22 protein-coding genes are annotated in these 17,585 nt (G+C 32.4%); 10 read left to right on the forward strand and 12 right to left on the reverse strand.

Annotated features, from left to right (window positions below; genetic code table 11):
- Window positions 1-5: 5 nt before the first annotated feature.
- From ASJ80_RS11755 to ASJ80_RS11795, 9 genes are all read right to left on the reverse strand, one after another.
- The gene (locus ASJ80_RS11755; protein WP_069583751.1) at window positions 6-749 is read right to left on the reverse strand and encodes a peroxiredoxin; all 744 of its coding nucleotides are present in this window, start codon (window positions 747-749) and stop codon (window positions 6-8) included.
- Between the two features lie 296 nt (window positions 750-1,045).
- Window positions 1,046-1,561: a ferritin gene (locus ASJ80_RS11760; protein ID WP_069583778.1), complete on the reverse strand. Its 516-nt coding sequence runs from the start codon at window positions 1,559-1,561 to the stop codon at window positions 1,046-1,048.
- A 22-nt stretch (window positions 1,562-1,583) separates the two neighbouring features.
- Window positions 1,584-2,765 (reverse strand): FprA family A-type flavoprotein, encoded by a 1,182-nt coding sequence (locus ASJ80_RS11765; RefSeq protein ID WP_069583752.1) that lies wholly within the window; start codon window positions 2,763-2,765, stop codon window positions 1,584-1,586.
- A gap of 1 nt (window position 2,766) precedes the next feature.
- Window positions 2,767-2,928: a rubredoxin gene (gene rd, locus ASJ80_RS11770; protein WP_069583753.1), complete on the reverse strand. Its 162-nt coding sequence runs from the start codon at window positions 2,926-2,928 to the stop codon at window positions 2,767-2,769.
- Window positions 2,929-3,013: 85 nt separating this feature from the next.
- Window positions 3,014-3,178 carry a rubredoxin gene (locus ASJ80_RS11775; protein WP_069583754.1) on the reverse strand — a complete coding sequence of 55 codons (165 nt, stop codon included), beginning with the start codon at window positions 3,176-3,178 and terminating at the stop codon, window positions 3,014-3,016.
- A 29-nt stretch (window positions 3,179-3,207) separates the two neighbouring features.
- On the reverse strand, window positions 3,208-3,366 hold the full coding sequence (locus ASJ80_RS11780) for a rubredoxin (RefSeq protein WP_069583755.1): 159 nt from the start codon (window positions 3,364-3,366) through the stop codon (window positions 3,208-3,210).
- 223 nt (window positions 3,367-3,589) lie between these two features.
- Window positions 3,590-4,021 (reverse strand): pyrimidine dimer DNA glycosylase/endonuclease V, encoded by a 432-nt coding sequence (locus ASJ80_RS11785; protein WP_069583756.1) that lies wholly within the window; start codon window positions 4,019-4,021, stop codon window positions 3,590-3,592.
- Window positions 4,022-4,626: 605 nt separating this feature from the next.
- Entirely contained in the window at window positions 4,627-5,022 is a 396-nt protein-coding gene (locus ASJ80_RS11790) for a universal stress protein (protein ID WP_069583757.1), read from the reverse strand.
- Between the two features lie 51 nt (window positions 5,023-5,073).
- Entirely contained in the window at window positions 5,074-5,625 is a 552-nt protein-coding gene (locus ASJ80_RS11795; protein WP_069583758.1) for a flavin reductase family protein, read from the reverse strand.
- Window positions 5,626-6,178: 553 nt separating this feature from the next.
- Here ASJ80_RS11795 and ASJ80_RS11800 point away from each other — a divergent pair.
- Window positions 6,179-6,550, forward strand: a complete 372-nt coding sequence (locus tag ASJ80_RS11800) for a hypothetical protein (protein ID WP_069583759.1) — start codon at window positions 6,179-6,181, stop codon at window positions 6,548-6,550.
- Between the two features lie 237 nt (window positions 6,551-6,787).
- Here the strand turns inward: ASJ80_RS11800 and ASJ80_RS11805 are convergent, their stop codons facing one another.
- Window positions 6,788-8,488 (reverse strand): ABC transporter ATP-binding protein, encoded by a 1,701-nt coding sequence (locus ASJ80_RS11805; protein ID WP_069583760.1) that lies wholly within the window; start codon window positions 8,486-8,488, stop codon window positions 6,788-6,790.
- Between the two features lie 482 nt (window positions 8,489-8,970).
- On the opposite strand from ASJ80_RS11805, the gene ASJ80_RS11810 reads away from it, so the two are divergent.
- From ASJ80_RS11810 to ASJ80_RS11845, 8 genes are all read left to right on the forward strand, one after another.
- Window positions 8,971-9,183: a DUF2795 domain-containing protein gene (locus ASJ80_RS11810; protein ID WP_169740444.1), complete on the forward strand. Its 213-nt coding sequence runs from the start codon at window positions 8,971-8,973 to the stop codon at window positions 9,181-9,183.
- Window positions 9,184-9,546: 363 nt separating this feature from the next.
- Entirely contained in the window at window positions 9,547-10,083 is a 537-nt protein-coding gene (locus ASJ80_RS11815; protein ID WP_069583762.1) for a nicotinamide-nucleotide adenylyltransferase, read from the forward strand.
- 17 nt (window positions 10,084-10,100) lie between these two features.
- Window positions 10,101-10,544: a molybdopterin synthase catalytic subunit gene (locus ASJ80_RS11820; RefSeq protein WP_069583763.1), complete on the forward strand. Its 444-nt coding sequence runs from the start codon at window positions 10,101-10,103 to the stop codon at window positions 10,542-10,544.
- 78 nt (window positions 10,545-10,622) lie between these two features.
- Window positions 10,623-11,807, forward strand: coding sequence for an HD domain-containing protein (locus tag ASJ80_RS11825; RefSeq protein WP_095652088.1), 1,185 nt, complete (start codon window positions 10,623-10,625; stop codon window positions 11,805-11,807).
- Between the two features lie 127 nt (window positions 11,808-11,934).
- Window positions 11,935-12,495: a UbiX family flavin prenyltransferase gene (locus ASJ80_RS11830; protein ID WP_069583765.1), complete on the forward strand. Its 561-nt coding sequence runs from the start codon at window positions 11,935-11,937 to the stop codon at window positions 12,493-12,495.
- Window positions 12,496-12,520: 25 nt separating this feature from the next.
- The gene (gene cbiT / locus ASJ80_RS11835) at window positions 12,521-13,084 is read left to right on the forward strand and encodes a precorrin-6Y C5,15-methyltransferase (decarboxylating) subunit CbiT (RefSeq protein ID WP_095652089.1); all 564 of its coding nucleotides are present in this window, start codon (window positions 12,521-12,523) and stop codon (window positions 13,082-13,084) included.
- 11 nt (window positions 13,085-13,095) lie between these two features.
- Window positions 13,096-13,887 carry a hypothetical protein gene (locus tag ASJ80_RS11840; RefSeq protein WP_069583767.1) on the forward strand — a complete coding sequence of 264 codons (792 nt, stop codon included), beginning with the start codon at window positions 13,096-13,098 and terminating at the stop codon, window positions 13,885-13,887.
- Window positions 13,888-14,087: 200 nt separating this feature from the next.
- Window positions 14,088-14,351 carry a pseudomurein-binding repeat-containing protein gene (locus ASJ80_RS11845; protein WP_069583768.1) on the forward strand — a complete coding sequence of 88 codons (264 nt, stop codon included), beginning with the start codon at window positions 14,088-14,090 and terminating at the stop codon, window positions 14,349-14,351.
- A gap of 402 nt (window positions 14,352-14,753) precedes the next feature.
- Here the strand turns inward: ASJ80_RS11845 and serB are convergent, their stop codons facing one another.
- Window positions 14,754-16,250: a phosphoserine phosphatase SerB gene (serB, locus tag ASJ80_RS11850; RefSeq protein ID WP_069585781.1), complete on the reverse strand. Its 1,497-nt coding sequence runs from the start codon at window positions 16,248-16,250 to the stop codon at window positions 14,754-14,756.
- Window positions 16,251-16,281: 31 nt separating this feature from the next.
- Window positions 16,282-16,827 carry a TATA-box-binding protein gene (locus ASJ80_RS11855; protein WP_069585780.1) on the reverse strand — a complete coding sequence of 182 codons (546 nt, stop codon included), beginning with the start codon at window positions 16,825-16,827 and terminating at the stop codon, window positions 16,282-16,284.
- 343 nt (window positions 16,828-17,170) lie between these two features.
- On the opposite strand from ASJ80_RS11855, the gene ASJ80_RS11860 reads away from it, so the two are divergent.
- Complete coding sequence (locus ASJ80_RS11860; RefSeq protein ID WP_069585779.1) at window positions 17,171-17,581, forward strand: hypothetical protein; 411 nt, start codon at window positions 17,171-17,173, stop codon at window positions 17,579-17,581.
- Window positions 17,582-17,585: the final 4 nt, after the last annotated feature.

The following is a 17,585-nucleotide window of genomic DNA, read 5'->3' on the forward strand; positions in this document are numbered from 1 at the left end:
TTTAACTATAATTCTTTCCATTCTGAAGTCTTATATTTTTTAAACCATGGTTTATGGCACAACCACCAGTCGATACATGCATATTCTCCTTCCTGCACTTTTTGCTTTCTTTCGATGATTTCTTCTTGACTCTGTGCTGGTGGAACTATTACATTACTTCCAAACCTTCTGTTTAATGGCCAGTCAGCCGGAATTGCTACTTTCTCATCATCTGCAATTCTAAGTCCTTCTACTGCCCGCACTATCTCGCTGAGATTTCTTCCAAGCTCTTGAGGATAGTAAATCATTGCCCTTATTATTCCCTCTGGATCAACTATTATAACAGCCCTTACTGTATTTGTTCCCTTTGCAGGGTGAATTAAGCCAAGTTTACTTGCAATTTCACCGTTGTCAGCAATTACTGGAAATTCAATTCGGATATTGAAATTTTCTTTGATCCATTCTATCCATTTAAGGTGCGAAGTAACCTGATCAACACTGAGCCCAATTAGTTCACAGTTCAGTAATTTAAAATCGATATAATGTCTTTGAAATTCTAAAAATTCGGTGGTACAAACAGGTGTAAAGTCAGCAGGATGACTGAAAAGGATAAACCATTTACCTTTATACTCTTTGGGAAGCTTTATTATACCCTGAGTTGTTTTAACATTCTTAATTTTTGGAAATGGATCACCGATAAGCGGCATTCCTCCAGCTTCGTCGGTTTTTTTGGTTTTCCGTACCTCATATATTTTTACTTTATGTCCCATTTTTGACCCTCTTATTTAACAGATATTTAACATTATTATTTTATTATTTATGTTAAATAATGATTTCGCTTTTATTAGGAGAATAATGTAAAGATTTAATGTTAATAGGAAAATTTCAAGGGAATATGTCTAAAAATCCTTAAATAAGATACATTAATTTAAATTTAAAGATGATAATTCTATTACAGCTAAATTTAGAGAGAATAAACTTAAAAATAAACATTCCCTGCACTTAAAATAATAAAATCTAAAAATTTTTTTAAAAATCAAACTGAAAAAGAAAATATGAAAAAATACTACCCTTTAGTTGTTGCAGGAGGCGTGAATACCCTCTGTCCAAGTTCGCTGTCAAGCATGAACAAACTGCTTGCAGACTCACCTGTGAGTTTAACTTTTTGAAGTACAGCATTTGCTGACTCTTCTTCTTCAACCTGTTCTGCCACAAACCACTGCAGGAAGTTATTTGTCGCATGATCACTTTCAGACAGTGCTAAGTCTACCAACGCATTTATTAAACCTGTAACTTTCTGTTCATGTTTGTAAACATGTTCAAATGCCGCTTGAGGAGATTCCCATTCAGCTGGAGGTTCTTCTATAGAAGATAAAATTACCCTTTCTCCCCTCTGTACAATGTAATCATAAAATTTCATTGCATGGGTCATTTCTTCCTGTGCCTGAACCCTCATCCAGTTTCCAAAGCCGGCAAGTTCAATAGATTCAAAATATGCTTCCATTGATAAATAAAGATATGCCGAGTAAAGTTCAGCATTTAATTGGTAGTTTAAAGCATTCAAAACATTTTCTTTAATCATTCCATCACTCCAATACTCGAATTTATAATAAACCATTCTCTTTATGTTTTTTAATAATTTCTTCTGCAAGTGCATCTATTTTTTTGAAATCCTCTTCCTTTGGAAATCCCTTGACAATAACTGGATCAATAATTTCAGCCTTTATATTGGTTAAAGCTCCTTTAAGTAGTTCAACTGTTCTTCCACCCCATCCATAAGAGCCTATTATAGATACAAATTTTAACTTAGGTCGCAGCGCATTTGTAAGATATGCTGCATAAACTGCACTTGGATGTGGGCCAGTTAAAACAGTCGGAGTGGCGATTATGAGCGTTGATGCATCTACAAGAGATGTAGCTAATTCTCCAACATCAGAAGATGTTAAATTAAATGGTTTGACAGTTATGCCATTTTTAACCAGGATATCCATTAGATAGTACACTATTTCCTTGGTGCTGCCATGCATGGATACATATGGTATGACTACCTCATTTTTAGTTTCATCAGATATCCATTTTTTATAAGCTTCAAAAATAAGTTCTGGTTTTTTATAAACCGGCCCATGACTTGGTGCCACTATTTCAATAGGAATATCCTTAAGTTTTTCCATATTCTTCTGGATAAACATCCTGAATGGCATCATTATCTCTGCATAATATCTTTTTGCAGCCCTGTAAGTTAAAGCTTCATCAGTTACAAAGGGATTGCTTTCTGCAATATGTGAACCAAAGAAATCACATGAAAATAAGATTTTATCTTCCTCAAGATATGTAGACATAGTTTCAGGCCAGTGCACCCACGGAGTATAAATAAATTTAAGGGTTTTATCTCCAAGTGAAAGGGTCTCTCCGTCTTCAATAGTTATAAATTTCTCATCAGGAATTAAAAGTAAGTCTTTAAGCATTTCTTTGCATTTTGGGTTGGTTATAATGTCCGCATCTGGATAAATTTCAAGTATTCCCTGTATTGACCCCGAATGGTCCTGTTCCGCGTGATGTGATATGATGTAATCAATGTTCACATTAAGTTCCTGGAGATTAGTTACTAATTCCTCTATTTTAGTGGGATCCACTGTATCTAATAACGCTGTTTTTTCGCTTCCCTGTATTAAATAGGAATTATATGTTGTACCTTCTGGAAGAGGGATAATTTCATCAAATATTCTCCTGTCCCAATCTATGGCACCAACTGAATATATTCCAGATTTTAGTACTCGGGATGCCATCTTAATCAACAGGTTCAAATTGGTCTTTCCCGACTCCACACATTGGGCAAAGCCAGTCATCAGGTAAATCTTCAAAAGGAGTACCTGCGTCTATTCCAGATATGGAATCGCCTTCTTCGGGGTCGTATATGTAACCACACGCTGTACATATATATTTTTTCATTTTTCAGCCTCCAAAAGGTTTGTTAATAATAGAAGTACTTAAACGATTTAAATATTGGCTTTATTTATTTTAAATTTTTCGTAAGTTACCTGATTTTAACAAATCGAATCTTACCTGCCCCACAGCTAGGACAACGCCATAAATCAGGTAAGTCATCAAATGCCATACCAGGATCTGTTTTTGTTTTAGGTTCACCCTTTTCAGGGTCGTATATATAACCGCATACGTTACATTTATATCTGCTTGCCATTGAATCAACCTTTTAAATCTTTTTAACTGTTACCGTATCATCATAAAACGAATTTTACCTGCCCCACATTTTGGACAGCGCCACAGCTCAGGTAAATTATCAAATGCTGTGCCTGGAGGTGTTCCTGTTCTGGGTTCACCTACTTCCGGATCATAAATATACCCACAGACTTTACATCTATATCTCATTGACTAAATCCTCCTTTTATACCTCCCAAAAAACTTAATTTTAATTATTATACTTTATCTTTGTTTTTTAATATTTATAAATCTTCCAAATTTAATTATTTACACATTTTTAAGAAATTAAATTCATTATCAAAAGTATTAACCATTTAAATTTTATTTAAAAAAGAATTAATTAAGTTTTAATGGTTTTTAGGCTGTACTACACAATCTTATAAATTAAATGTCAATATGGTCTTTCCCACGATTCTATATCTCCTGTTACTACTTTAAAAACTGGATTTGACCTGGGAAAATCTAAATTCACCAATATATCATATCTTTCAGGATCCCTTATTTTGAGCTTTCTTTTTAAATGTTTAAACTCATAAAGCATTTGCCCATCAGTTACTTCAATTTTAGAATTTACAAACTTAATTCCAATTCTATCCCTCTTAAAATTATAATTTCTCCTTTTAGATTCATTGTAAACATGTAATAAGTAAGTATCAATGGCAAGTACCGGATCATTCTGTTTTTTAAATCTTTCAAGTTGAGGATGATGCTTATAACCTTCAGTCTTTCCAGTAAAGACATTACGGGCCATTATTCCTTCTCTCCAAAGTGCAACAAGGCCCTTGACATCGAGGTATTCAGGATGCAAACTCCATAGTCTCATGTAATCACCGATACATGAGACTATGGGTCGCAAAAAATATAATTTTTTGCAGACTCCACAATCTCATAGTCTCGCTCCCATATTCGATTGGAAGCCTCACGGCTTCACAATCTCACATAATCTTTCTTTATATTAATAATGTGAGATTATGAGCCGCGAAAAAAATTCTTTTTTCGCAGGCTGTCAGAACTTACAGTTCTGACGCCGCAAACATGAAATGTTTGCAGGCTTCACAATCTCATTGATCATAGATCTAGTATTCGATTGGTAGCCGCGAAAACTACGTTTTCGCAGGCTCCACAATCCTACAATCCTACAACTTCCACCAATATCCAATTAGAATCCACGAAAAACAAATTTCCGCAATTCAACAATCTCATTACCAATAGCATGAAATCATAAGCCACAAAAACTACATTTTTACAACCCCAATCTCACATTAACCCATCCATACAAACAATATGAATTAAAATCACTTTTAATCTCCTAATCTTCACCCGTAACATTTAAACAAATAAACACTAACAAAGATTTAAAGAATAATTAAGAATCAAAGCAATATAGGGCATCAAAAAATAAAAAAAATAATTATAAACAAATTAAAATTATTTAACAAGCATTACAGGCGCTTCTACAGATTTTAAAATACTTTCAGCTACGCTGCCGAGTATTAGCTTTTCTAAACCCTTTTTTCCATGGGTTCCAATAACAACAATGTCTGCTTCCATCCTTTGAGTTATAGTAGGTATATCCTTACGCGGATCTCCAAATACGAGGATTTCATCAACAACTACGTCTTCTTTTTTAGCTTTTTCGCTTAATTTTTTTAATATTATTTTACCTTCATCTTCAAGAACATCATAGGGATAAATAAGCTTTTCATCAATCACATAAACCCCAACTATTCTTGCATTGTACTTATTTGCCATAGAAATTGCTATATCTTCAGCCCTTCCGGCATATTCGGAACCATCTGTTGGAACCAATATTGTTTTAAACATTTAATACACTCCTTACACAATCGAGATAATCCAGGTTAACCTTTAAAAATACTATTCAACCTTCTTCAGGTGATCTCCAACTACAAAATTCACTCCACCAACATGTAAAACTGGTTTTATCTTTTCAACGTCTAAATTACCGCCTTTTAAGGAGTCTTCCTTAGCGCTTACATTTAAGACTTCTCCCACGATAATATTATGATCTCCAGCATTTTTAATCCAGTGCACTTTACACTCAATACATGCAACGCACTCCTCGATTCCGGGTGGTGAAACTTTTTTAGAAGGTTTTGAAGTAAGACCTGCCTTTTCTATTTCATTTACACCGTATGGGAACTTTTCACCAGTTATCCATAATTTATTTAAGATATCTTCCTTTGGAATATTTACCACAAACTCATCAACTTCCACTATATTTTTATAGGTATGATGGCTTGCAACTGATGCAAAAGCAATTAATGGAGGATCCATTGAAACTGGCATTGTAAAAGAAAATGGAGCAGCATTTACTTCACCTTTCCTATTTATGGTTGTTACAATAATTGTAGGACGAGGTGCTAATACTTTATATGCATTTTCCGTGCCTATTTCTTCAAAGCTCATTCAATCACCTTTTAATATATTAATTAAATAAAAATTTCTTATTTAATGGTTAATCACTGCTATTCATTATGATCTATATTTTATAAGTCAAATGATTTATTATTTTGCATTAAATATTTAGATAATTTGCAATAACCTAAGTCCAAGTCATAAGAGGATTATGTTAAAATAATTTCACATATAACCGATGCTACATCTTTGTAGTAATTATAAGAATGTTTTAATTTAATAGATCTACAACTACCAACTTGGTTATATCCAAATAAACATGCGATTCCATTTTAAAAAAGAGCATATACTAACTTATTTTCCAATATAATTAATCTATAACAGGTAATCTGATCTGATTTTACCGAGAAAATATACGCATGGTAACTTTGAGATATTTAGATATAAAATAAAAAACGAAATTATATTTGTTTTACTATTAACCAGTTTGCAGCGGCATTTTATCTCTTTTCAAATATCATGTCAATTAATAATAACAAAATATATTAATATATTAACTATATAATTCATTATATATTAACTGAATAAGGAGATAGTTGATTTTATGGATAATGATGGAATAGTTGAGACAAGAATTGAATTTAAGTTTCCAGAATATGAAGATACAATAGATGAACGCCGAGTATTGGAACAAAAGATTAAAAACAGATTAGGATCGCTTGAAAGTATATTATTTGGTATTACATTTCAAAATGATTCCATTGAAATACAGGAAGGAAACCGCATATACAAAATATTAAATCAAGGAAATAATTTTTCTATATCTGATAATTCAATACAAATGACCTTTAAAGAATTGACTATCTCCAAAAATATTGTTGAAATTAAATTCTTATTAAATAATGTAAATAAAATTATAGAAAAATTCCATGAGAATAACCAGAGGATACTAACTTTAGGTAAAAAAGTACTTTAAAAAATACTTGCGTCGCAAGGTACCGGCTATAATAGAAGTTTTCACTGTTTTTAAAAAAATAAGATCAGGGACATTCTGTAAATGTCCACATATGGTATTTTAGGCAATATAATCTTAATTTTGGATTATTTGATTACTTATGATTGTGTGCAAAAGCACAGTTATTCATGTTCAATTTTTTTAAGAGATTTAAGAAGTACTACAACATATAATTTACCTAAATCCCATATTTAGCAATTATTCCGCCAAATAATCAGCTTTACATGTTTTAATGAATTCATCACATAGTTTTTGAGGATCACCATCACCGACAATTATTCCATTTTCAATCATTATAGCCCTGGTTGTAACTTCTCTAATAAAGTCTACATGGTGGCTTACCATCAAAATAGTTGTGTTAAATTTCTTGTTTATCCTTTTAAGAGAATTTGATACTATTCGCAGAGTAATAGGATCAAGATCCCCAAATGGTTCATCCAGGATTAAAACCTCAGGTTTAGATGTTAACACTAAAGCTAAAGTGGCTCTAACCTTTTGACCTCCAGAAAGCTCATAGGAACACCTGTCCAAAATATCAAGGGGCAAATCAAGCGCTTCAAAAATAGGTTCGGCATATTTTCTAACCTCTGTATCTGGGAATTTTGGAAATAGAAGGTCTAAAATATCAGGTTTAAGCTCAATTTTTTCCAGTCTTGCTTTAGCTTCATGTTCTGGAAGATCAGTAAGCTGGTAAAGAACATCAAGGATTTTATCGCTGATACCAAGTTCTTCAGCTGTTTTACGTGCCTTTGATATAACATGTTCATCTTTAACTCCAAGACGTGACGCAATTTGATCCTTGATTGTTGCATAATGAGTAAGGGCAAATTCCTGATGCATAAATCCTAATTTCCGCCTTACATTCATTCTTTCCAATCCCAGATCTTGCATATCCACCCAGTTATCATTCAATTTAAAGAGAATAGATCCAGAATCTGGAGCATCAAGCCCCGCTAACATTCGAAGCAAAACTGTTTTCCCAGCTCCACTTGGTCCTATTAAAGATACAATTTCACCTTTTTTAATATTAAATTTTATATCTTTAATTTGAAGAGTATTTCCACCTTTTAAAAGGAAAAATCTCTTATTTAAATCATTTACTTTTATTATGGAGTCGCCTATATTCTCAGGGCCTGCTAATGGTTCAGCAGGTTCCATTGGCTCCATAAATTTGGTAATTATTTTCTCAGTAGAACCTTCATCAATGATTTCACCGTTTTCTATTAAAACTAGTCTATCTGAAAGGTATCTGTGAACCTCTGGAAGGTGAGACACGAGAACTATTGTAACACCTAACTCTTTATTTATATTTTTTATAGCGTCTAAAATTTCTTGTTTTGTCCTTGGACATGACATGGTAGCAGGTTCATCGAGCAATAAGACTTTTGGCTTTTTTGCAAGCTGTCTTGCCATTATAAGTCTTTGTTTTTCACCACCACTTAAAACCGGGGCAAAATGATTTATCTTATGGCCTAAACCTACAATCTCAAGAATTTCCTTTGCCTGATCTCCAAATTCAACCACCGCATCGTCCACATCCTGTAAAGACTCATCACCATATTTAGCTCCTGCTAATTTCCTTACAACATTTTGAAGGGCTGTTTCTCCCCATAAACCAAATGACCTTTGAAGATGAATTGCAGTTGCTTTTTTAAGTTTTGCAAAATAGTATGGGCTTGAATTTGGAGAAACTTCTGTACCATCAAGTGTTATTTTACCACTGTCAAATGGTTCTACACCCCTGAGAATTCGCAGTAAACTAGTTTTTCCAGATCCGCTCATCCCAATTATCCCGACAATCTCACCTTCCTCAACATTGAGATTTATATCATTTAATGCTTTGATTTCTCCACCATTTTCTATTTTATATGTCTTGGATAAGTTTTCAACCTTTATCATTCATTTACACCTTGTTTAAATAAATTAATATTTAGCCAACATTTATTGACTTAACATGTTCAGAAAAATTTAAATCTTTAAAAATTGATCAAAGCTGTTTATCCTCTTTAAGAGTATATCCCGGTTTTTTCGACGGCTTTTGAATAACTTTCATGGAGTTTAACTCAAAAGAATATTACCTGTAAAATCACTTCTTTAGTTAATATTAAACAAAGTGATTTAAATTGTTATGCTAATTTATACATCCTAATTTAAGCTGAACTGCTTTGTAATACTTTTTTATATAAAAGTAGTAAAGTACTTAAATTCCAAATTTCAAAAATGAAAATAGGGAAAATATGTTTTAAGCTAATCTCAATTTATACTTGCTAATTTAAACTATAACGCATTTAAACAAACCAATTTATTATTCCATGACTAATTTAATTGATACCTGTTTAAAGTTATCTCATCACGAGATAGCAATGCGTGGAGGTGAAAATTTGGCACAAAAGCGACAGAAAAGGTTTAATGTAAGTCCAGCGCAGGTTGAAAAATCCATAAAGGGGACTCATTTTCCTGCACAAAAACAAGATTTAATTCAAAGAGCAAGGGAAAATCATGCTAATCAGGATGTTTTGAAAGTTTTAGAAAATATGCCTGATAAACAATTCAATTCTCCTGTAGATATAAGCAAAGCGATGGGAAAAATGTAAATGATATAATTAAAATTGTTAAGTAAGGACACCAGATTAAACTGGTGTCCATCTTACAATGAATATAACTATTTCAATCTAAAGCCGTCACTTAACCTAATAAGTTATGTTGTGTGCCGTAAATGCACTACTTGATGAATAATTTTATTTCAAGCTAGATTAAATTTCATAAGTTTTATACAAACATTATTTTAAATTATTTTAGTAATACAAAAATACTTTTTCTAACATACTTTGCAAGTGTATAACGAATTTTAACAAAGTTTTAGATAGTAAAAGTTTTTAATAAAACTAGTGAATTTTTTCAGTATATAAACAAAATATTAAAGCACATGAAAACAGATTAATTAAACAGGTGATTGTTTGAGAGGATTACTTGTTGGAAGAATGCAGCCAGTCCATAATGGACATCTTCAAGTTATAAAAAGCATTCTCAAAGAAGTTGATGAAGTCATAATAGGTATTGGAAGTGCTCAGCTGAGCCATACTCTAAAAGATCCATTTACTGCAGGTGAAAGGGTAATGATGCTTACAAAGGCCCTTAGTGAAAACGGCATTCATGCATCAAAATATTATATTATACCCATACAGGATGTAGCTTGCAATTCTACCTGGGTGGCCCATGTTAAAATGCTAACACCCCCCTTCAAATACATATATTCAGGTAATCCGCTGGTTCAACGACTTTTTATTGAAGCAGGAAACAAGGTCACAGAACCACCGCTGTTTAATCGTGAAACTTATTCTGGAACAGAAGTTAGAAGAAGGATACTTCTAGATGAAGATTGGGAATCACTTGTTCCCAAATCAGTTGTAAATGTTATTAAAGAAATTGATGGAATTTCAAGAATGAAACATCTATCTAAAAAAGAAGCTTCAGAATTAATACAAAAAATTTAAGAATTTATGGTGATCACATGGCTCTAAATGTAAGGGTTATCAAAAAAGATGAAGAATTAATTACAATTCCAGACCTTATAAATCAGGTTAAAAAGAATCCTAAAATCGATGAATGTGGAGCAGTATTTTCCTTTGAAGGTATAGTAAGGGGCAAAGAAAATGAAACTAAAGTTAAAAAGTTGAATTTAAGTACCCCTGATATTCAAAAAACCGAAAAGGAACTTGAAGAAATTATAGAAGACATTAAAAATAAACATGGAGTGGCCGAAATAGCCGCAGTACATTATGTTGGGGAATTTTACACAGGAGACTCTCTTTTACTTGTAGTTGTAGCTGGAGCGCACAGAGGCGAAACAGTAGATGCTCTTAAAGAATCAATAGAGCGTATAAAACATGATCTTGAATTTAAAAAAGAAGAATTTACGGATGAAGGAAAAAACATTATTATGTCCGGAGGATAAGCTCAACAGTTTATCATTAGTCCATTACAGAAATAACTGATTTAAACGCATGGATAAGTTATAAAGGAGAAATTAAATTTGAAAAATATAAGGGATAGTGTCCATGGAAACCTTTATCTTGACGAATTCGAGATTAAACTGGTAGATACTCCTCAAATCCAGCGTTTAAGACGGATTAAACAGTTAGGATTTACTTACCTTGTTTATCCCGGTGCAAACCACTCTCGTTTTGAGCATTCCATCGGGACAATGCACGTTGCATCCAAAATTGCAGACAGCGTTGGGCTAGATGAACATACCAAAAAAATGATCCGATCTTGTGCACTTCTGCATGATATAGGACACGGCCCATTTTCACATGTATCAGAAGGTGTTCTTGATACTCCCCACGAATATCAAACATCTAAAGTTATTAAAGAATCAGAAATTTCAGATATTCTGTCTGAAATGTTCGACCCCAAAGAAATAATCAATATAATACATGGAAAAGGGCCTTTGGGACATATAATAAGCAGTGAGCTTGATGCAGATAGAATGGATTATCTTGTAAGAGATTCTTATTATACGGGTGTTGCTTATGGGATGATCGACGTTGAAAGACTTGTATCTTCAATGAAACTTGAAGACAGCCTAGTTATTGGAGTAAAAGGCATTCAAACTGCTGAATCTGCTCTCATTGCAAGATACTTAATGTATCCCAGTGTCTATCAGCACCACACCACAAGAATAATAAATTCAATGTTTCGAAGATGCATGAAATGGATGTTTGAAGCTGATTTAGTTAATTCAGATACCATTTACAAATACGATGATGCAGACATTACCACAATTGCAAGATCTCAGGACGGCCAAATTAAAGACATAATTAACAGGTTAGATAACCGCAATTTGTTTAAAAGAGTATTTACCATAAAGCTCAGTGATTTAGAAGAACCAAAGGATGTTTTCAAGATCAAAGATAAGAAGCTCAAAAAAATTGAACTTGAAATCGCTGCAGATTTAGGTTCACATTCGGAGTATACAATAATCGATATCCCAGAATACCCATTCTTTAATGAAATGAGAACCCAGGTATCTGTTGGGAATGAATGCGTAAAATTAAATGAAATATCAAATTTAGTAAGTGCCCTTAAAAATATGAGATTTAATTACGCAGATATCTGCATATATGTTCCAGATGAATATGCAGAAAAAGCTTCGAAATTCCCATTTGAGGATTATTTAGAGCTTACAATGCAAAAAAATATTAAAGATTGGCTATAAATTAATTGTAAGAAATAAAATAACTTATTATACTTATACGATTCAAATCAAATATTTAGCTGTTTAAAATTAGCTAATTAAAAAATTTGATTACAAATTATATATAAAATATAAATATGTGATAATTATGATTGTAGTTGCTATTACAGGTGCAAGTGGTGTGATTTACGGAGTAAGGCTTCTTGAGGTATTAAAGGAACTAAATATAGATACCGCTCTTGTAATAACCGATCCTGCCAAAATAATCCTTAAATATGAACTTAATATGGAAGAAGAAGAATTAAAAAAATTAACAGACATAATTTATGATCCAAAGGATCTTACAGCTTCTATTAACAGTGGGTCGTTTAGATTCAATTCTATGGTCATAGCTCCATGTACAATGAAGACAATTTCTGCAATAGCAAATGGATACGCGAATAATGCTATAACAAGATCTGCAGATGTGGTACTTAAAGAAAGAAGAAAATTAGTAATTGTACCTCGTGAAACGCCCCTTAGATCAGTTCACCTTGAAAATATGCTTAGAATAAGCAGGGAAGGAGGCATAATCCTCCCCGCTATGCCTGGTTTTTATCATAATCCAGAAAATATTGATGATCTATGCAATTTTGTTGTTGGAAAAATCTTAGATGTCCTGGAAATTGATAATCACATGTTTAAACGATGGCATAATGACAACCCATAACTAATAAAATCTAATAATGATTCATATGATTTCAGATGATGAATTTATAACTCACAAAGATGTACCTGGACCAACCAAAGAAGAAATAAGATGCCTTGTTATGTGCAAATCAAAGGTATCACCAGAGGATATTGTAGTTGATATATGCTGTGGAACAGGAGGGTTAACTTTAGAATTTGCTAAAAGGTCACGTCTTGTTTATGCAGTGGATAAAAATTTAGATGCGCTAAATACAACAGAAAAAAACCTTAAAAAACATAAACTGGATAAAAAAGTACAGCTTATCCATAGTGATGCCCTTGAAGCCTTAAGAAACATTGAAACCTTTGATATTTTGATGATTGGAGGGAGTGGCGGAGATTTACCTCTTTTAATAGAGGAAGGCTACCAGAAACTCACACAAAATGGAAAAATAATAGTTACCTCAATTTTACTTGAAACCCCTGTTGAAGCTGTTCAAACAATGAAAAAACTCCAGATGGATATTGATATAGTTGATGTATCCATTTCAAAGGGACGTGTCATGAAAAGAGGAACTATGATGCTTGCAAGGAACCCTATAACTATTGTTACTGGCAAAAAAAATTGAAGGGGATAACTATGGAAATACGGAAATATATGAGTAACTGGAGAGTCCGTTTAGGTATAGCTTTAATTATAATGGCTGCAATTCTTTATATTACTAATTTCTTACTTTTTAGAGATTTACACGACACTTTGTTCTATCTAGATATAGATTTAGCGTTTATTCCTATAGAAGCCCTTATTATTGTTCTTGTTTTAGAATGGATAATAGGTGAAAGGGAAAAAAGAAATCTACTTCAAAAAATGAACATGGTCATAGGGTCCTTTTTCAGTGAAGTTGGAACTGAGTTACTGGCAGGAATTTCAGAATTTGACTCTAAAACTGAAAAGATAAGGAAAAAGTTGATTATGACTGATGAATGGACTAAAAAAGATTTTTTAGAGGCAAGTAACAGAATTCAAAATTACAATTTCCATGTGTATATTGGAGAGAACAACCCCGATTCCATACACTACTTTCAGGAGTTAAAAGCGTTTCTTGTTAAAAACAGGGAGTTTATGCTGCGACTTTTGGCAAACCCTAACTTACTGGAACATGATTCATTTACAGACCTGTTATGGGCAGTGTTTCATTTAACTGAAGAACTTGAAAATAGAACTGATCTAACAAATCTCCCTAAAGCAGATTATCAACATCTTGCAGGAGATACAGAAAGAGCATACAGTTTACTGGTTTATGAATGGCTGCAGTACATGGAACATCTCATGGAAAACTATCCTTATCTTTTCTCGCTTGCTATAAGGACAAATCCATTTAATCCAGATGCCACTGTAGAAATTCAAGACCCTCCAAAGGGAATGATTTAATATAAAGCCGTAGCAGGCAATAGTTAGCTCACGAAACTAAAACCTTAATAGTGTATAAAACCAATCTTAACTATCTGACCATACATAACTTACAAAAGTTCATGTTGGAGTGTAAAAAAACTGGAAAATTTTACATGACAACATGAACGATTACAAATTATGGTATGATCACGTCGCACTCAATTTATAGAGGAAATCAAATGGAAAGACTCAACCTCAAACAGTACAGGGAAATGGTCAGTTTTATACTGGATTATAAAAAGACACATGGAAAAATGCCAGAGCATGTAATGGTTAAAGGGTATAAAATCTCCAAGAAAGAGTACATAAACATGATAGAACGTGTTAATAAATTTATACTTGAGATGGGGAGAAATCCGCGAACGGTTGATATTGAACCATCACCAAAAGAATACCTGGCTGATTATCCAGAAGATGATTTAGATGATGATATTAACCTTTAAAACCATTTCTATTTTAACTGATTTTTACATTAAATAAATATTAACCTTAAAACACTCATATATAATAAAAATAACTAATAGTTTACATTAAAAAGATATTAACCATTTCTATTTTTAACTGATTTTTACATTAAATAAATATTAACCTTAAAACACTCATATATAATAAAAATAACTAATAGTTTACATTAAAAAGATATTAACCATTTCTATTTTTAACTGATTTTTACATTAAATAAATATTAACCTTAAAACACTCATATATAATAAAAATAACTAATTACAGTTTACATTAAAAAGATATTAACCATTTCTATTTTTAACTGATTTATTTATACAGCTAATTAACTCAATTTTAAAAAGTAAAATAAATTAAAAATAAAAATTAAAAAAATAAGCTAGTTAAATAACATTATGCTTTTGTAAAAGCATTAATTCATCTCTATTTAACTTTTTACCGCTTTTGAACTTTTCATATATTTCTTCAGCATGTGCTTTTTCTTTAATATTTTCTTTTGCGGTAGCTTCACTTTCTCTATTTCGCTTTTTAGACCTGACTTTATCAAGTTTTTTATTTATCTTGCGGATGTGTCCTAAAACTTCCCTTACTTCCTCATGTTTTTTGGAAGCAGTGTTTTTAGTTTCAATAAACGTGTTATGGGCTTCGTCTGCTTTTTTCCTTATCCCGTCTATTCTCTGGAAATATTCCAGCATCTGTTCATGGGTAGACTGAGCTTCATCTGAAAGTTCAACAACTTTAGCATGGTATGTTTCGGACTGCTCTTTAAGCTCCACTGCTTCACTATGGATTTTTTCGTCTTCCTGCATAGTTTGAAGTTTCTTTTGCAGCTCTGTGACCTTTTTAACCAGTTCGTTCTCTTTCTTGATATCGAGAACTTTTGTTTCTATGGTCTTATCAAGCCGTTTAATTTCTTTTTCAATGTTTACTATATCTCTTTTTCCAGACGCCCATTCCATGCTCTTGAGTTTTTCATTGGTCTGGTCCCTTAGAGTTTTGTATTTTTTAACTTCTACGTTAGTTTTATCACGTTTATCTCTAAACTCAATTGCTTTGTTGAGATTTTCTTTAATACTTGCGTTTAAATCATCCCTTACTTGCCTTTGAGATCGAGCTTCACTGTTTAACTCATCACGTTCTTTAGTGAGTCCATTTAATTTCTTTTCATGCTCTCTCTTTTCAGCAAGTAATTTATCAAAGCTTTCTTCCTTAACAGGAGTTTTTGAAACTTCCGCACTATCTTTATTATCCATATTATCTTCAAATAGAGGTAATAATTCTTTTAAATCTTTTTTCTCAATTACAACATCTGCAATTTCCCTTAAAACAGGTTTTGCATTAAAAGCTATTCCTAGCTTGACCATTTCAAGCATGGAAATATCATTTGCGCCATCACCAACCGCCGCACATTCATCTGCAGATATGTCTTCTTTTTTCATCAAATCAGTTAATACATCTGCTTTAGAACCATTTACAAGAGGTCCGCTTACTTCACCAGTTAAAACACCGTCTTCTGCATGTAAAGTATTCGAAACTGCGTAATCAAGATTTAATTCCTCTTTCATACGGTTTGCGATGACTTCAAAACTACCGGTTATGGTTGCAATTTTGTATCCTCTTTCTTTAAGCACTTCAATAGTTTCTTTGGCTCCTTCCATTAGAGGAATGTCATAGATTGCCTTTTTAATATCATCAACTGAAGCGCCTTTAAGTAAAGCAACTCTCTCTTTGATTGATGTTTCGAAATCCAGGTCTCCTTCCATGGCTTTTTTTGTTATTTCTGCTATTTTGTCTTCAATTCCCATTAATTTGCCAATTTCGTCTATGGCTTCACTGTCTATAAGGACATTATCAAGATCAAAGGCTATTAGTTTAATCAAAAGATCACCGATATATAATCAAATTAAGGATTTAAATTAAATCCAGTTCACCCAGTCTTTCCTTCGTTTTTTCAACGCCGAGCTGGGCATCGTCTATGGTTTTTGCACCAGTACATACTACTTTTCCAGAACCGAACAGTAACAATACAACTTTAGGGTCTTCAAGTCTGTAAACTAAACCTGGAAATTGTTCTGGTTCGTATTCTGTATTTTCTAAATCTAATGCTACTGCTTCAAGGTTTAATGTTTTTCCTAAATTTGCAGAAGCAACTATGTTCTGTACTTTAATATTAAATTCTTCAGGTATTTCTGAATCAAGTTTCCTCATTTTATCTACAGTAATATGTATAGCTTTTACTGAATTATCTATAGATTTCGCGCCAGTACATACTAATTTTCCTGATCCAAATATAAGAGCTGCTGTTTTAGGCTCTTTAAGCTTGTAAACAAGTCCTGGGAACTGTTCCAGGTTATATTCGACACCTTCTAGCGCCGGAGCTACCTTAGGCAGTTCAATTGACTTTCCAAGAGTTGCAGAAGCTACAATATTTTCAACTTTAATTGGTACATCTGTCAAGCACATTCCTCCAGGTTTTAATTCATAATCATTGATTTATATATTAAATTATTTTTTACAATTCATTAAAATTTGTCTTTTGTATATTTAGGTAATAATTATCTAGAAATTATCGAGATAAAAGTACAATACTGATTTAATTTGAAATAAATATTATTCTAAAAATGCAGTTTACTTTAAAATTGATCACACTTGTTTTTAAATTTAATGAGTCATAGTTCAATAAGATATTGATACTGATACTTCCAATATTACACTAGATTTATTAACTATATTTATAATAGATAAATCTATTTATATATGTTTCTTAACATCCCATTAAAATATATCTATAGGCAAGACTATGATAAGCCCTAAAGTGTACCAACAACAAATTCAAGATCTTGGAATTGAAGGCCTAGTTGTATCTCCAGGAAATATAGAAGAAGCATTGAATCTTTTAGATGCACTTGAAGAAATAGAAAAAATTTTAGAAAGGATAAGACACAACATCCGTATAGATATAAGAGCTATTAGAATAGATTATATGGAAAAAATAAAAGATATAAAAGATTCTTCAAAAGTAATGGGCCTGTACAGTAAACAACGCCCCATGAAAGACAAAATCAATGACAAAAGAAAATTAATAGACGAACGCGACCTGAAAATCGCGCCCTACGAATCTATTGAGTATACTGTGGATGAATACCTGAGACAGATTAAAAGTATAAAAAATTATCTTAAAAATTATTCCAGAAAATATTCTGATGAGTAAATCA

Source organism: Methanobacterium bryantii (genome assembly GCF_002287175.1).
Taxonomy (GTDB): Archaea; Methanobacteriota; Methanobacteria; order Methanobacteriales; family Methanobacteriaceae; genus Methanobacterium_D; species Methanobacterium_D bryantii.

Bases quoted from the DNA above. Each gene is read 5' to 3' on its own strand.
- ASJ80_RS11755 (WP_069583751.1), bottom strand. From the start codon at position 749: ATGGGACATAAAGTAAAAATATATGAGGTACGGAAAACCAAAAAAACC.
- ASJ80_RS11760 (WP_069583778.1), bottom strand. From the start codon at position 1,561: ATGATTAAAGAAAATGTTTTGAATGCTTTAAACTACCAATTAAATGCT.
- ASJ80_RS11765 (WP_069583752.1), bottom strand. From the start codon at position 2,765: ATGGCATCCCGAGTACTAAAATCTGGAATATATTCAGTTGGTGCCATA.
- rd (WP_069583753.1), bottom strand. From the start codon at position 2,928: ATGAAAAAATATATATGTACAGCGTGTGGTTACATATACGACCCCGAA.
- ASJ80_RS11775 (WP_069583754.1), bottom strand. From the start codon at position 3,178: ATGGCAAGCAGATATAAATGTAACGTATGCGGTTATATATACGACCCT.
- ASJ80_RS11780 (WP_069583755.1), bottom strand. From the start codon at position 3,366: ATGAGATATAGATGTAAAGTCTGTGGGTATATTTATGATCCGGAAGTA.
- ASJ80_RS11785 (WP_069583756.1), bottom strand. From the start codon at position 4,021: ATGAGACTATGGAGTTTGCATCCTGAATACCTCGATGTCAAGGGCCTT.
- ASJ80_RS11790 (WP_069583757.1), bottom strand. From the start codon at position 5,022: ATGTTTAAAACAATATTGGTTCCAACAGATGGTTCCGAATATGCCGGA.
- ASJ80_RS11795 (WP_069583758.1), bottom strand. From the start codon at position 5,625: ATGAGCTTTGAAGAAATAGGCACGGAAAATGCATATAAAGTATTAGCA.
- ASJ80_RS11800 (WP_069583759.1), top strand. From the start codon at position 6,179: ATGGATAATGATGGAATAGTTGAGACAAGAATTGAATTTAAGTTTCCA.
- ASJ80_RS11805 (WP_069583760.1), bottom strand. From the start codon at position 8,488: ATGATAAAGGTTGAAAACTTATCCAAGACATATAAAATAGAAAATGGT.
- ASJ80_RS11820 (WP_069583763.1), top strand. From the start codon at position 10,101: ATGGCTCTAAATGTAAGGGTTATCAAAAAAGATGAAGAATTAATTACA.
- ASJ80_RS11830 (WP_069583765.1), top strand. From the start codon at position 11,935: ATGATTGTAGTTGCTATTACAGGTGCAAGTGGTGTGATTTACGGAGTA.
- cbiT (WP_095652089.1), top strand. From the start codon at position 12,521: ATGATTTCAGATGATGAATTTATAACTCACAAAGATGTACCTGGACCA.
- ASJ80_RS11840 (WP_069583767.1), top strand. From the start codon at position 13,096: ATGGAAATACGGAAATATATGAGTAACTGGAGAGTCCGTTTAGGTATA.
- ASJ80_RS11845 (WP_069583768.1), top strand. From the start codon at position 14,088: ATGGAAAGACTCAACCTCAAACAGTACAGGGAAATGGTCAGTTTTATA.
- ASJ80_RS11860 (WP_069585779.1), top strand. From the start codon at position 17,171: ATGATAAGCCCTAAAGTGTACCAACAACAAATTCAAGATCTTGGAATT.